The organism is Janibacter corallicola NBRC 107790, assembly GCF_001570965.1.
Lineage (GTDB): Bacteria > Actinomycetota > Actinomycetes > Actinomycetales > Dermatophilaceae > Janibacter > Janibacter corallicola.
Genome location: NZ_BCSR01000009.1, coordinates 58,722 through 73,074, shown reverse-complemented (window position 1 = coordinate 73,074; position 14,353 = coordinate 58,722). Strand labels below are relative to the sequence as shown.

At 72.1% G+C, this 14,353-nt stretch carries 12 protein-coding genes; 4 read left to right on the top strand and 8 right to left on the bottom strand.

The genetic code is table 11. The features are described 5' to 3' along the window. Positions 1 to 58: 58 nt before the first annotated feature. Positions 59 to 1,270 carry a pyridoxal phosphate-dependent aminotransferase gene (locus tag JCO01S_RS05900; RefSeq protein ID WP_068252210.1) on the bottom strand — a complete coding sequence of 404 codons (1,212 nt, stop codon included), beginning with the start codon at positions 1,268 to 1,270 and terminating at the stop codon, positions 59 to 61. 103 nt (positions 1,271 to 1,373) lie between these two features. On the opposite strand from JCO01S_RS05900, the gene putP reads away from it, so the two are divergent. Continuing rightward, entirely contained in the window at positions 1,374 to 2,885 is a 1,512-nt protein-coding gene (gene putP / locus JCO01S_RS05895) for a sodium/proline symporter PutP (RefSeq protein ID WP_068252207.1), read from the top strand. 7 nt (positions 2,886 to 2,892) lie between these two features. On the opposite strand, the gene JCO01S_RS05890 is transcribed toward putP, so the two are convergent. Continuing rightward, positions 2,893 to 4,869: an acyltransferase family protein gene (locus JCO01S_RS05890; RefSeq protein WP_068252204.1), complete on the bottom strand. Its 1,977-nt coding sequence runs from the start codon at positions 4,867 to 4,869 to the stop codon at positions 2,893 to 2,895. A gap of 87 nt (positions 4,870 to 4,956) precedes the next feature. Then, a complete protein-coding gene (locus tag JCO01S_RS05885; protein WP_068252202.1) occupies positions 4,957 to 5,631 on the bottom strand; it encodes a TrmH family RNA methyltransferase in 675 nt (224 codons plus the stop codon). 39 nt (positions 5,632 to 5,670) lie between these two features. Here JCO01S_RS05885 and JCO01S_RS05880 point away from each other — a divergent pair, with 39 nt between their 5' ends. Beyond that, positions 5,671 to 6,321: a DedA family protein gene (locus tag JCO01S_RS05880; protein ID WP_068252200.1), complete on the top strand. Its 651-nt coding sequence runs from the start codon at positions 5,671 to 5,673 to the stop codon at positions 6,319 to 6,321. 6 nt (positions 6,322 to 6,327) lie between these two features. Here JCO01S_RS05880 and JCO01S_RS05875 read toward each other — a convergent pair whose 3' ends face one another. After that, complete coding sequence (locus JCO01S_RS05875; RefSeq protein ID WP_068252198.1) at positions 6,328 to 9,060, bottom strand: helix-turn-helix domain-containing protein; 2,733 nt, start codon at positions 9,058 to 9,060, stop codon at positions 6,328 to 6,330. 78 nt (positions 9,061 to 9,138) lie between these two features. Beyond that, positions 9,139 to 10,461 (bottom strand): serine--tRNA ligase, encoded by a 1,323-nt coding sequence (gene serS, locus JCO01S_RS05870; RefSeq protein WP_068252295.1) that lies wholly within the window; start codon positions 10,459 to 10,461, stop codon positions 9,139 to 9,141. 41 nt (positions 10,462 to 10,502) lie between these two features. Between serS and JCO01S_RS05865 the strand changes: the two genes are divergently transcribed. Continuing rightward, a complete protein-coding gene (locus JCO01S_RS05865; RefSeq protein ID WP_068252195.1) occupies positions 10,503 to 11,633 on the top strand; it encodes a diacylglycerol/lipid kinase family protein in 1,131 nt (376 codons plus the stop codon). Positions 11,634 to 11,801: 168 nt separating this feature from the next. Here JCO01S_RS05865 and JCO01S_RS05860 read toward each other — a convergent pair whose 3' ends face one another. From JCO01S_RS05860 to JCO01S_RS16215, 3 genes are read right to left on the bottom strand one after another with little or no spacing between them, the layout of a single operon-like run. Further along, positions 11,802 to 12,329, bottom strand: coding sequence for a gluconokinase (locus JCO01S_RS05860; RefSeq protein ID WP_068252193.1), 528 nt, complete (start codon positions 12,327 to 12,329; stop codon positions 11,802 to 11,804). Between the two features lie 9 nt (positions 12,330 to 12,338). Continuing rightward, complete coding sequence (locus JCO01S_RS05855) at positions 12,339 to 13,010, bottom strand: response regulator (protein WP_068252191.1); 672 nt, start codon at positions 13,008 to 13,010, stop codon at positions 12,339 to 12,341. Then, on the bottom strand, positions 13,007 to 13,501 hold the full coding sequence (locus JCO01S_RS16215) for a sensor histidine kinase (RefSeq protein WP_068252188.1): 495 nt from the start codon (positions 13,499 to 13,501) through the stop codon (positions 13,007 to 13,009). Before JCO01S_RS16215 ends, JCO01S_RS05855 begins: the two co-directional genes overlap by 4 nt. 95 nt (positions 13,502 to 13,596) lie before the next feature. Between JCO01S_RS16215 and JCO01S_RS16210 the strand changes: the two genes are divergently transcribed. After that, the gene (locus tag JCO01S_RS16210; protein ID WP_068252186.1) at positions 13,597 to 14,046 is read left to right on the top strand and encodes a hypothetical protein; all 450 of its coding nucleotides are present in this window, start codon (positions 13,597 to 13,599) and stop codon (positions 14,044 to 14,046) included. The last annotated feature ends 307 nt before the right edge of the window (positions 14,047 to 14,353 follow it).

The window sequence follows — 14,353 nt, the reverse complement described above, 5'->3', positions numbered from 1 at the left end:
CCGAGTTGTCGGGCTCAGCACACCTGCCGAGGAGCGAGCGTGGTGTCGTACCCGCGAGTCACAAGGTGAGACGCGAGCCCTGCCAGGCGATGATCCGGTCCAGCGCCTCGCCCACGGCGACCGGGCCGGCGGCCAGCGACAGCCGCACGCACCGTGAGCCGGCCGCGGGATCGAAGTCGCCCCCCGGCGTGACCGCGACGCCGGTGTCCTCCAGCAGTGCTGCCGCGTACTCACCGGAGTCGGCGAAGGGGGCCAGGGCCTTCCCGAGGTCCGCCCAGTAGTAGAAGGCCCCGTCCGCAGGGGCGGCCGCGCCCCAGCCGAGGGCGGGTGCCTTCTCCAGCAGCACCTCCCGGGCCCGGGCGAACTCGACCAACGCGGCCTCGCACTCGCCATAGGTCTCCTCGGTGAAGGCCGCGAGCGCTGCCTCCTGCGCGGCCGCCGGCGGGCACAGCGCGAGGTTGCCGGCGAGCGCGTCGACGGGCCGACAAAGGTCCTCGGGCAGCAGCAGCCAGCCGAGGCGCCACCCGGTCATCCCCCAGTACTTGCTGAAGGAGGAGACGATGATCGCGTGCTCGTCGAGCTCCCGTGCGCACACCCCGCGCGGGTCCGCCGCACCGGGCTCCGGATAGGTCACGCCGTGGTAGATCTCGTCGCTGACCAGCCGCACCCCGTGCGCGGAGCACCACGCGGCGATCGCGGCGAGCTCCCCTCGCTCGACCATCGTGCCGGTCGGGTTGGCGGGGGAGGCGAGGACGAGACCGGCGAGCGGCGCGGCCGCGTGGGTGGCCTCGAGCTGGGGGACGGTGGGCTGGTACCGCTCCTGCGGGCCGCACTCGATGTCGATGACCTCGCAGCCGAGCGCGGCGAGGATGTTGCGGTAGGCCGGGTAGCCGGGCTGGGCCAGCGCGACCCGGTCACCGGCCTCGAAGGCGGCGAGGAAGGCGAGCACGAAGCCCCCGGAGGAGCCCGTCGTCACGGCGACCTCCGCCGGGTCGAGGTCGAGGTCGTACCAGCGGGCGTAGTGGCCCGCGATCGCCCCGCGCAGCGCGGTGGTCCCGAGGGAGGGCGTGTACCCCAGCGGCCTGCGCTCGGCGTGGAGCCGCTCGGCCGCCGCGTGCACCCCCTTCGGCGCACCCTGGCTCGGCTCCCCGGCGCACAGCGAGATCACGTCCCGGCCCTCGGTCCGCATCTCGGCGACGCGGGCGAGGACGTCCATCACCTCGAAGGGAGCCACGGCGGAGCGCTGGGAGGGACCGAAGGGGGTGACCATGCCCCCATCCTCACACCGTGACCGTTTCGTTGGCGGCGTGTGTCCGGGACCACCCGCGTGGCGGAGTAGCGTTCGGCGGCGACCCACGAGGAAAGGACCCGTCATGTCCGACATGACCTACCAGGGCATCGCGATCGGCGTGTACTTCGCGCTGATGCTCGCGATCGGCTACGTGGCCTACACCCGCACCCGCAACATCGACGGCTACATGCTCGCCGAGCGGGGTCTGCACCCGGCGGTGGCCGCCCTGTCGGCCAATGCCGCGGACATGTCCGGCTGGCTCCTCATGGGGCTGCCCGGTGCGATCTACGCCTCCGGTCTCATCGAGTCCTGGATCGCCATCGGCCTGACGGTCGGAGCCTGGCTGAACTGGAAGTTCGTCGCGCCCCGGCTGCGGGCCTACACCGAGATCGCGGGCGACTCGATCACCATCCCGAGCTTCTTCGAGCGCCGCCTGCGCGACCGCAGCCACCTGCTGCGGATCGTCTCGGCGCTGGTCATCCTCGTCTTCTTCACCTTCTACGTCTCCTCCGGCATGGTCGCCGCGGGGAAGTTCTTCGAGAGCTCCTTCGGCTGGACCTACCTGCACGGGGCGATGCTCGTCGCCGCGATCACGCTGGTCTACACCCTCTTCGGCGGCTTCCTCGGGGCCACGCTCACCGACGTCGCCCAGGGCCTGCTGATGTTCGCCGCGCTGGTCGCGGTGCCGATCGTCGCGGTCATCAAGATCGGCTCCCCCGGCGACATCGCCGCCCAGGCCCGCGAGGTCAACCCCGACGTCTTCAACCTCTTCGCCGGTGACGGCGGCGCCGGGCTGGTCCTCCTGGGCATCATCTCGACCGCGGCCTGGGGTCTGGGCTACTTCGGCCAGCCGCACATCATCGTGCGCTTCATGGCGCTGCGCACGCCCGCCGACGCCCACTACGGCCGGATCGTCAGCACCACCTGGATGATCATCACCGCCCTGGGCACGATCCTCACCGCGCTCGTCGGCGTCGCGTACTTCGCGAACGACCCGGCCAAGGAGATCCACGACCCGGAGACGGTCTTCCTGCTGCTCTCCCAGATCTTCTTCCACCCGCTCGTCGCGGGCTTCGTGCTCGCAGCGGTGCTCGCCGCCGTCATGTCGACGATGTCCAGCCAGCTGATCGTCTGCTCGTCGGCGCTCGTCGAGGACCTGGTCAACCTCACCGGCCGCAAGGCCTCCGCCGCAGCGCTGCTCATGTACGGCCGGCTCGCTGTGCTCGCCGTGGCCCTCGTGGGCTTCGTCCTCGCGCTGGACCCGAACTCCGCGATCCTCGAGCTCGTCGCCTTCGCCTGGGCCGGCTTCGGCGGAGCCTTCGGCCCGATCGTGCTCCTCTCGCTCTACTGGCGGAAGCTCACCGCGACCGGCGCCCTCACCGGGATGATCGTCGGTGCCGTGACCGTCTTCGTCTGGGGCAATGTCGAGGTGCTCACCTCGCACATGTACGAGATCGTCCCCGGCTTCATCATCAACCTCGTGGTCGCCATGGTCGTCTCGAAGCTGTGGCCCGGCACCGCCGAGGGGGTCGACGAGGAGTTCGGTCGGATGGAGTCCGAGCTGACCCGGCGCACGACGGAGCCGGGCGCCTGAGCAGACGCTACGAGCGCGCGTCCTCCCGCACCTCGGCGGCGAGCCACCGCCAGACGAGCGGTGCGCTGCTGCTGCTGAAGTGGAGGGTGTCCTCGTAGAGCGGCTTTCCGTTGATCGTGCCGTGGTATCGGTCGCCGGGGCAGAGCAGCCCGTACATGTCGTAGACCTCTGCCCCGGACTCCTCCGACCAATCGTCGACGACAGCGTTGAAGTGCTTGACCGTCCCGATGTCGTTCGTCCGCTCGATGACGTCGCCCCCGCCGGCCTCGGAGCGCTCGTGGCAGGCCAGGTTCATCACGGCCATGCGGGCGGCGCCCCGCTGCCGCGTCGTGCTCTGCCACTGGTCCAGGATCTCGGTGACCGCACGGTCGTACTCCGGCGAAGGGGGACTGACGACCTTGCCGTCGACGCGGAAGTCGGACAGGAGGCTCGTCGTGAGGAAGAAGACCACGGTGGGGTGATCCGCCTTCTCCACCGCGACCGGCCACTGCTTGCGGAACTCGTCGCAGACCGCGGCCTCCTGGGTCACCGACCCGTCCTCGACCGTCTCGCGCGCGAAGGGTCGGCACCCGACGTTCGCCGCCGGCGTCAGCGTGACGTCCGGGGTCCGCTCGGACTTCCCCTTCGCCGCCAGGCCGGCGGCGGTGGAGGCGCCCACGAGGACGACGTCGTGCCTGGGCACGTCGGGGGGCAGCTGCGCCTGCGACGTGCCGTAGTGCGGGTCCGCGGGCAGCCCGACCTGCACGTCGTCCCCCCTGACAAAGCCCGGTGTCATCGTGAGGGTGACCGCCCCGGCGAGCAGCATCGGGCCCGCGGCCAGGGCCAGACCGGGACCGAGTCGAGGGCGGAGCCGGGACAGGCCGCGCAGGCCGTGGCGGTGGACGGGGTTCTCGACGTAGGTGAAGCTGACCGTGGAGATGGCGATGGTGACGACCACGGCGGCGACCTGGCGGGTGAGCTCCGGCGCTCCCTGCATGGCCGGCGCGAGGTAGACGATGACCGGCCAGTGCCAGAGGTAGAGCGAGTAGGACATGTCCCCGGCCTTCATCAGCGGCCGGTTGGCAAGGAGGCGGGCGAGCACGTTGGGAAAGGGCGACGTGGCCGCCGTGATGACCACGAGGGTCATCAGGTCGATGCCGGCCAACCCCCCGAGGAAGAGCCACGGCGAGAACTCGTCGACGGTGAACATCCAGACCGCGAGGAGGAGCAGACAGCCGATGCCAGCCCATCCGAGCGCCGTCTCGGTGGTGCGCGTCCATCCGCGCGGTCGCCCCACGACGGGCCGATGCTCAGCCCGCTGGGTCCGCCAGTGGAGCAGGACCGCGCCGACGACCCCGACCAGCAGCTCGAAGAGCCGCGTCCCCGTGCCGAAGTAGACCCGGCTCGGGTCGGTGCCCGGGTCGTAGAGCCAGGTCATCAGGCCGAGCGACAGCAGCGCGAGGGCCCCGAGGACCAGGGCCATGCTCCGGTACCGGCGCATCGTCGTGAAGATGAGGATCAGGACGAGCGGGAAGACGAGGTAGAACTGCTCCTGGACGCCGAGGGACCACGTGTGGCGGATCGGCGACGGCGCGGCGACCTTGGCGAAGTAGGACTCCCCTGAGAGGATCAGCCGCCAGTTCGAGACCTGGAGCGCCGAGGAGAGCACGTCGATCGCCACCGACCGTCGTCGCTCCCCGCCCTCGAAGACCATGGCCGCGACGAGGGTCGCGAGCAGCATCATGACCATGCCGGGCATGAGCCGGCGTGCGCGTCGCAGGAGGAAACGCACGTAGTCGATGCGCTGGCTGCGCTGGTGCTCGCGCAGGAGCATCGAGCAGATGAGGAAGCCCGAGAGGACGAAGAAGACGTCGACACCGAGCCAGCCACCGGTGAAGGGGTCCGGCACGACGTGGTAGGCCATCACCGCGATGACGGCCAGTCCGCGCAGCCCGTCCAGGGCGCCGTTGCGCTTGCCACGCGTGGCGGCAGGGGTCGCTCCCACCCTCACTCCTCCAGTGGCTCGGTGCTGCTCAGGGACACCGACGCATGGTGGCAGGCCGAGCGGTGCCTCGCTCGTCGAGGACTCGCCCTACGGGACCTGCCCGAAGTGGTGGCGCCGCACCCACGCGTGCATCGCGATCGCTGCGGCGGCACCGGCGTTCATCGACCGGGTGGAGCCGAACTGGCTGATCCCGAGCACGACCTCGCAGGCGGCCAGCATCTCCTCGGAGATCCCGGGGCCCTCCTGCCCGAAGACGAGGACGCAGTCCCGGGGCAGGTCGTGGGTCTCGATCGGCACCGCACCGGGGACGTTGTCGATGCCCACGAGGCGAAGGGGGACGCCCCCTTCGCCACCGGTCCTCGCCCAGTCCACGAGGCCGGCGACGTCGCGGTGGTAGTGCTCGACCTGGTAGCGGTCGGTGACCATCGCGCCGCGACGGTTCCACCGGCGCCGACCGACGACGTGGAAGGCGGCCGCGCCCATCGCATTGGCGGTGCGCACGACCGAGCCGATGTTGAAGTCGTGCTCCCAGTTCTCGATCGCCACGTGGAAACCGTGCCGCCGGGTCGCGAGGTCGGCGACGATCGCCTCGTGGCTCCAGTAGCGATAGCGGTCCTCGACGTTGCGCCGGTCCCCTTCGCGCAGCAGATCGGGGTCCAGCCGCGGGTCCCGGGGCCAGTCACCCCGCCACGGGCCGACGCCCTTTTCAGACTCCTCGGAGGGACCACCCGTAGTCTTGTCGCCTGATCCAGGGGTGCCCACGAGCCCCCACGGTAGACGTCTCCGCCGCGGAAGGGCTGCATGAACACCATCGTCGAGTGGGTCCTCGACCTCATGGACCGCATCGGCGGCCCCGGCATCGCCTTCGGCATCGCGCTGGAGAACCTCTTCCCCCCGATCCCCAGCGAGGTCATCCTGCCGCTGGCCGGCTTCACCGCCTCGCAGGGGCGCTACACGATGCTCGAGGCCGTGCTGTGGGCGACCCTCGGATCGGTCCTCGGGGCCCTCGCCCTCTACGGGCTGGGCCGGGCGCTCGGCCTGCAGCGGCTGCGCCTCATCGCCCAGAGGATGCCGCTGGTGGACGTCGCCGACATCGACAAGGCGGATGCCTGGTTCGGCCGCCACGGCGGCAAGGCGGTCTTCTTCGGGCGCTTCATCCCCGGCATCCGCAGCCTGATCTCGATCCCGGCGGGGATCGACCGGATGTCGCTGGTCACCTTCCTCGCCCTGACGAGTGCCGGCTCACTGCTGTGGAACAGCCTCTTCGTGTGGCTCGGCTACCGGCTCGGCGCGCACTACCACCTCGTCGAGCAGTACATGGACCCGATCAGCAAGGCCGTCTACGCGCTCATCGTCCTGACCGCCCTCGGCGTGGTCCTGTGGATGGTCCGGCGCTCGCAGCGTCGGCGCCACGACCCCGACGACCGGCTGGACCTCGAGACCGGGGACTGACCGGCCTCAACGGCCGTGGCCGAGCACGATCGCCGCGAGCTGGGTGCGTGAGCGCACGTCCAGCTTGCGGTAGACCCGGGTGAGGGTCCCCTCGACGGTCTTGACGCTCAGGTGCAGCCGCTGCGAGATCTCGCGGTTGCTCGCCCCCTCCGCGACGAGCGAGCTCACCTGCTGCTCGGTGACGGTCAGCTCCGCGAGCTGGTCCTCGCCCTCGGTCTCCGGCTCCAGCGCGTGCAGCGCGGCCCCGCCCGGGAAGCGCACCCGCACCCACCCGGACCACGGGTCCGCGTGCAGCGGTCGGAGGACCTCCCGCGCCCTCGCGGCCACCTCCAGGCTGCGCCCGGTCCGGCGGGCGCGGCGCTCCACGTGCGCGAGCGTGACGAGGGAGCGGGCCTCCTCGATCGGCAGCCGGTGCCCCCTCGCGACGGATGCCGAGCGCTCGGCCAGTCGGCGGGCCTCGTCGAGGTTGCGCCGGCCCGCCTCGATCTCGGCCTCCGCACGGTCGGCGGCGGCCTCGACGCCCGGCGCGCCGCGTCCGTCCTCGATCACCTCGCGCAGCTGCGCCAGCAGGTCGACGGCCTCCTCCAGCGCCCCGGAGAGGGCCAGTGCGGTGACCCCGTCGGCGTGCCAGCGAAGGGAGACCACGTCGCGGATCCCGCTCGCGGCCTCCATCCGCCGCAGCTCGCGGAAGCAGGCCACCGCGTCCTCGATCTCGTCCAGGTGCAGTGCGGCCAGCCCGAGCACGGCCAGGTGACGGCGGAGGTAACGCTCGTCGTCCTGGGCGCGAGCGAGCTGGACGCCCCGGGCGGAGATGGTCCGGGCCCGTTCGAAGGAGCCTCCGACGCTCTCCGCGATGGACTCCACGAACCAGGTCGTCGCCACGGGTGTGTCGAAGTGGCTCGCGGCCCGCATCGCCCGTGAGGCCAGCTCGAGCGCCTCACGGCCGCGCCCCTGACGGGCGGCGATCTCGACGAGGCCGCGCAGCACGTGGACGGTGTCCAGCCCGGCGTCCGCCCCGACGGTGGCGAGCATGTCGACGAACTCCTCGCGGGCGGTGGTGAGGTCGTCGGCCTCGAGGGCGAAGCGGGCGGCGATGTACCGGGGGGAGATGTGCACCTGGCCCGGACGCGGATGGTGCTCCAGCGCCGCCGCCCGGCGGATCAGGCCCCGCGGGTCGCCCTCGCCCCCGATCTGCGCGACGACCGCGGCGACGGTGAGTGCCTCGACCTGGATGTCGGTCCGCCCCATCTTCTCGGCGAGGACGATCGCGTTGTGGGCCAGGTCCCGCGCGGTGCGCACGTCGTCATCGCCCAGGACGAGCCGGGCCCGCTGGAGGAGCACCTGGGCCTGCAGCGCGGGATCCTCCCGGGCCTCGCGCAGCGCGGCCACGAGCACCTCGTCCGCCGGGGTCTCCGTGAGCTCGGAGAGCGCCAACCGGGTCCGCACGAGGAGGCCGTGGTCGGTCAGCTCCATGGTCGCCCGGGCGGCCCGGTGCAGCACCCGGAACTCCTTGCCGATGACCGCGTTCTCCAGGGACCGGGTCAACCACTCGTCCCGCTCGTCGGTGTCGCCGCCGGCCGCGAGCAGGTACAGCTGGGCCGCCAGGTCGTGCTCGCCCCGGGCCGCGCACCGCTGCCCCGACTCCGCGAGGAGTCGGGGCGTGGTGTCCTGGTCACCCGCGTGGGCGAGGTGCAGCCGGGCGAGCTCCTCCGAGTCGGCGTGCTCGGCGAGCGCCCGGTGCATCCGGATGAGCTCGTCGCTGTCGAGGGTCTCCGTGAGTACGTCCCCGAGGGCGCCCGGCGTCAGCCGGAGGTAGGTGTCCTCGGTGACGAGGAGGCCGAGTGCCTTCGCCGCCCGGATCGACCCGGACGCGCTCTCCCCCTCGATCCGGACGAGGGCCCGTGGGGTCGGCTGGTGCATCGCGGCCACGTGCTGCAGCGTCCGCAGGACCACCGGCGCGACACCGCGCAGCCGGGAGCGGGCCACCGAGCGCACCTCCCGCTGGGGGTCCCCGTTCGGTGCCGAGTCCACGGCGGCGGCGATCTCGTGGGCCAGGCCGGGGTTCCCGCCGGACTCGCGGTGGGCCCAGAGGGCGGTGTCCATCGGGTGACCCACCGCGGTGAGCATCTCGACCGTGTCCGCGCCGTTGAGCGGCGGCAGATCGAGGGTGAGCACCGGCAGGTCCCGGCTGCCGTCGGCGTCGGGGAGGGCGCCCCCTTCGTCCAGGTCGCGGGGACCGACCCCCACGAGGACGCCGAGGGTCCCGGGTCCGACTGCCCGTGCAGCCGCCGTGCGCATGGCGGCGAGGCTGAGGTCGTCGAGGTTCTGCACGTCGTCGATGACCACGGCGAAGGGGGAGCTCCCCGCCTCGAGCGTGATCAGCTCGGTCAGCGCATCGGCCAGCCGGTCCACGCGGTGGGCCCCCTGCGGGACCCGGTCGGGGGCCTGGAGCATCTCCCGCATCGGTGCCGGCAGCTCCTCCAGTGCGGAGCGCGAGAAGCGCGCGGCGAGCGTGCGCACCCCCTGGCCCTCGCTGCCGTGACGGGACAGCCGCACCGCGATGGGGCGGGGCAGCGCCGCCGCGACGGCCGCCAGGACCGTCGTGCGCCCGATGCCGCGGGCGCCACGGAGGACGACGGTCTGTCCGTCGGACACCCTCGCGGTGATCGAGGCGACCGTGCGGGCCCGCCCGAGGGGTGCCGTTCCACCGCTCCCCTCGTGGTGTGCCGCCAGGTTCACGTCTCCTCCTTCGCCAAGGCTGCACCCAACGTAACCCCCGAGGATGAGCGCGCAAGGCGAGGCTGTCGGGCGCTCACGTCACCTCGGCCGGAGGACCTCGAGCCCCAGGAAGGGTCGCAGAGCCTCCGGGACGCGCACGGACCCGTCGGCCTGCTGGTGGTTCTCCAGGAGGGCGACGATCGGCCGTGTGCTCGTGGCGGCGGTGCCGTTGAGCGTGGCGAGCGTGCGCGTGCCCGAGCCCCGCGGGTCCCGCTCGCGGATGTTCAGCCGTCGGGCCTGGTAGGTCGTGCAGTTGCTCGTCGACGTCAGCTCCCGGTACTTGCCCTGCGTGGGCACCCAGGCCTCGCAGTCGTACTTGCGGCTGGCCGGGCCGCCGAGATCGCCGGCCGCGACGTCGATCACGCGGTAGGGCAGCTCGAGCGCCTCGAGGACCCGCCGCTCGATCCGCAGCAGGTTCTCGTGCTCGGCGGCGGCGTCCTCGGGCCGGCAGAAGACGAACATCTCGGTCTTCTGGAACTGGTGGACCCGGAAGATCCCGCGGGTGTCCTTGCCGTAGCTGCCCGCCTCGCGGCGATAGCAGGTCGAGGTGGCGGTGTAGCGCAGCGGCCCGTCGGTCAGGTCGAGGATCTCGTCGGCGTGGAAGCCGGCGAGCGCGACCTCCGAGGTGCCGGTGAGGTAGAGGTCGTCGGCGGGCAGCTGGTAGACCTCGTCGTCGTGGGCGTCGAGGAAGCCGGCGCCGGCCATCGTCTCGGCGCGCACGAGGTTCGGCACGACGAGGGGGGTGAAGCCCTCCTCGGCGGTGATCTGCTGGGCGAGGCCCATGAGCGCCCACTCCAGGCGCGCCCCGACCCCCGTGAGGTAGTAGAAGCGGCTGCCGCTCACCTTGGCGCCGCGCTCCATGTCGATCGCGCCGAGCAGCTCACCGAGCTCGAGGTGGTCCTTGGGCTCGAAGCCCTCCGCGGCGAAGTCGCGCGCGGTCCCGACCTCCTCGAGCAGGTCGAAGTCCTCCTCGCCGCCGGCGGGCACACCGTCCTGGATGACGTTGCCGATGGAACGAAGGGAGGTCTCCAGGGCGTCCTTGGCCTGCTCCGCGGCGGAGTCGAGCTCCTTGACCCTGGCGGACATCGCGGCGCCCTTCTCCCGCAGGGCTGTGGCGTGCGCGTCGAGGTCCGTGACGTCCTCGCCGGCCCTCTCGGCCTTCTTCAGCCGCCCCATGACCGCACCGAGCTCCTTGCTCGCGGCCTTCTGGTCGGCCCGCGCGGCCTCGAACTCCTTGATGGCGGAGCGGCGGCGCTCGTCGGCGCCGAGCACGGCGTCCACGAGGGTCACGTCCTCTCCGCGGGCACGCTGGCTGGCCCGGACGACGTCGGGCTGGTCACGCAGGAACTTCAGGTCGATCACCACCGCAGGATATCCGCGCCACCGTGGGGTAGCGTCTCGGCGTGTCTGACTGGAGCTCGCTGGCCCTCGTGATCGTGATCGGCCTTGCCCTCATCGCCGTGGTGATCGCCCTCGTCCTGGCCGGCCCCGGTCGCTCCCGGCGTGACCGGGCCGTGCAGCGTCCCGACCGGGACTCCTTCCGCCGCAAGCGCTCCCAGCGCCGACCCCGGCGCGCGGCGATCATCATCAACCCCTCGAAGTTCAAGGACCCGGCGGCGACGAAGGCCGAGCTGACCACGGCGAGCAAGGAGTTGGGCTGGCAGGAGCCGCTCTTCATCGAGACCACCATCGAGGACCCGGGCACCGGTCAGGCCCGGCAGGCGCTCGAGGAGGGCGTCGACGTCGTCTGCCCCCTGGGCGGCGACGGCACCATCCGGGCCGTGGCCGTGGCGCTCGCCCACACCCACACCCCCATGGGGCTCCTCCCCCGCGGCACCGGCAACCTGCTGGCACGCAACCTCGACATCCCCTTCGGCGCGGACCTCGTCGCGGCGCTCAAGGTCGCCTACAACGGGCGCAACAAGCCCATCGACGTCGCCTGGCTGGAGCTGGACCCGGTCGAGGAGACGGAGACCGAGGACGCGGGGCAGGCCGAGCGTCCGGTGGAGGGGCCGTCGGTGGACCGGCACCCCTTCCTCGTCATGGCGGGCATGGGCTTCGACGCCGAGATCATGAGCGGCACGAGCGAGGACTTCAAGGCGAAGGTCGGGTGGATCTCCTACTTCGTCACCGGCGCCCGCAAGCTCTTCATCAAGCGCTTCCGCGTCCGGCTCACGGTCGACGGCGAGAGCGGGTCGCCGGCCCGCGCCCGCTCGGTCATCTTCTGCAACTGCGGCACGTTGCAGGGCGGGATTCAGCTGGTGCCGACCGCCCGGATCGACGACGGGCTGCTCGACGGCGTCGTCGTCGCGCCCAAGACCATCATCGGGTGGGGCTCGATCGCAGTGCGCGTCCTCGGCAGGTCCACCCGGAACGCGACCGAGCTGACCCGCAGCTCGGCCAGCGTCTATACCGCCGAGGTCGAGGCCCGGCGGCCCGTCCAGGTCGACGGGGACGTCATCGGCGAGGCCACGCGGGTGCGCGCAACCGTCGACGACCGTGCCCTCATCGTTCGGGTGGCCGGGACTCCGTGAGGCGCCACCCCACCGGCCCCACGATTTCCGGGTGACCCGAGAACCACCCCCTTCGCCTGAGTTCCAAACTCTTGCGAAGGGGCAGTAAGTCTTGTCGAGCCGACGGCCGTGCCCGGCCGGGAAGAGCAGCGCGGGGAAGACCGGAGCGCCGTCAGAGCGGCCCCGGCCTCAGCCGCCGGTCTCCCTGACCCACGCGACGCCCGCCTCGATCAGCTCCTCCGGGGGCCGGCGCAGATCCAGCACGACTCCGTCCTCGTCCTCGCCCAGCATCTCGAGGGTGTCGAACTGCGACTGCAGCAGCGACTCGGGCATGAAGTGCCCCCGCCGGTGCTCCATCCGCTCCGCGATGACGTCGAAGGGCCCGTGGACGTGGACGAAGGCCACCCGCTGGCCCTTCTCCGGGTCCAGGCCCCCCTCCCGGAACACGTCGCGGTAGGAACGCTTCAGCGCCGAGCTCGTGATGACGGTGTCCTCCCCCTTCGCCGCCTTGTCGGCCATCCACGCGGCGAGGGACTCCAGCCAGGGCCAGCGATCCTCGTCGGTCAGCGGGGTACCGCCCTCCATCTTGTCGATGTTGGACTGCGGGTGGAACTCGTCGGCCTCGGCGAAAGTCCACCCGAGGCGCTCGGCCATGCCCTCCGCGACGGTCGACTTCCCGCTGCCGGAGACCCCCATGACGACGATGTGCGTGCTCATCCCTGAACCTTAGATCAGCCCGGCCCGGTCGATGAGGATCCCCATGCGCATGCGGCTGTCGACACCGAGCTTGGTGGTCGCGTTGCCCAGATGGCTCTTGACCGTCGACTCGGAGAGGTACATCCGCCGTGCCGTCGCCGGGATCGTCTCGCCGCGCGCCAGGTGCACGCAGACCTCGCGCTCCCTGTCGCTGAGCGTGGCCACGAGTGCCACGGCCTCCTCCCGCCGGGTGTCGGCACCACCGGCACGCACGTGCTCCACGACGTGACCCGCCGACTGCGGGGAGAAGGGGGCGTGCCCGGCGGCGGCGTCGCGGATCGCCTGCCCGATGCCGGCCGGGTCCAGGTCGGTCTTGAGGAGGAAGCCGACGGCCCCGGCCTGCACGGCCCTCACGGGCAGGTCGTCCATGTCGAAGGTGGTCAGCAGCACCACCCGGGGCGGGTCCTCCAGGCGGCCGATCTCGCGGGTCGTGCTGATCCCGTCGAGCTCACCCATCCGGTAGTCCAGCAGCACGACGTCGGGCCGGTGGGCGAGCACCGCCGGCACCGCCTCCTCCCCCGAGCCGACGTCGGCGACGACACGCACCCCGTCGACGGGCTCCAGCATGAGTGCCAGTCCGGCGCGCAGCAGCGGGTCGTCGTCCACGAGCAGGACGCGGATCTCCTGGCCGGGGTCGGTCATCGTGGCTCCATCCGTTGTGCCTGGCGCCACGGCAGCCGGACCGCGACGCGGAAGTTCCCTTCGTCGTCGACCGTGACGTGCGCCTCGCCGTCGACACGGGCGGCCCGCTCACGCACCCCGGTCAGCCCGCCACCCTCGACGTGGGCGGACTGCTCCCGACGACGGTTCGCGACCTCGATCGTGACCCCGTCGGCGGGGCGCGCCACGAAGGCCAGCCGGACCCCCGCACCGGGGGCGTGCCTGCGGGCGTTGGTCAGCAGCTCCTGGGTGATCCGGTGGGCCGTCTGCCCGACGAACGGGTCCAGCCCGGACTCGCCCTCGATCCGCACCGTGGCCACGAGCGGCATGCCGGCCTCGATCGACTCGTCGACGAGCCCCGGCACCGCGTCCAGGCCGGGCACCGCCGCCGCGAGGTCGGGGTCGTCGGGGCGCCGGAGGACGGAGAGCAGCGAGCGCAGGTCGCTCGCGGTCCGGGCCGCCGACTCGCGCACGAGGGTCGCCGACCCCGCGAGCCCGCGGGTCCTGGTCGCGGGTGTTGGCCTCCAGCGCACCGGCGTGCACCGACAACAACGAGAGGCGGTGCCCGATGGCGTCGTGCACCTCCCGGGCGATCCGCTCCCGCTCGGCCTGCCGGACCACCTCGTCACCCAGCTGCTCGGCTCTCAGTCGGTGGGACTCCCCCTTCGCCTCGCTGCGGGCCAGCTCCCGGCGCAGGCCGCCGATGCCGGCGAAGGCGACCACGCAGAGGACGGTGATGACCACCGGGATCCACCATGCCAGCGCCTCGCCAGTGCCGGGTGTCCCGGGGGAGGCGAAGAGCAGCTGCCACAAGGACTCCTCCTGGGTGTGCCCCCGGGTGTCCCGCCAGGTCGCGACGAAGGTGGCCGCCGTGACCAGCGGGGTCACGAGCGCGACGGTCCGCCAGGCACATGCACGCCAGACGTGCATGAGGCCGACGAGTGGCAGGAGCGGGTCGACCGGCAGCGCCAGCGTCGCCACGGAGGCGGCCACGGTGACCTGCCAGGGCCACCGGTAGCGGAAGAAGACGAGCACGGCCAGGAGCGCACCGACGAGCCAGAGCAACACCCATGGGCCGCCCATGACCTCGGTGTCGGCGGATCCCGTGCGCTGCTCGGCGAACGAGACCGCGAAGAGCAGGCTCAGCAGGCAGGCGAGGTACCACAGCGCCGAGCGCCACCACGTCGCCCGGGCCAGGGCCCGCAGCCCACTGAGCACGTCCATGACCGAAAGGTAGCGCCACGGTCGGACACCGCGGGGTCCTCCGTTCGGTCAGTCGGCTCCGACCGTTCGGGTGAGGTGGCGCCGGGGCCGTTCGCGGTGTG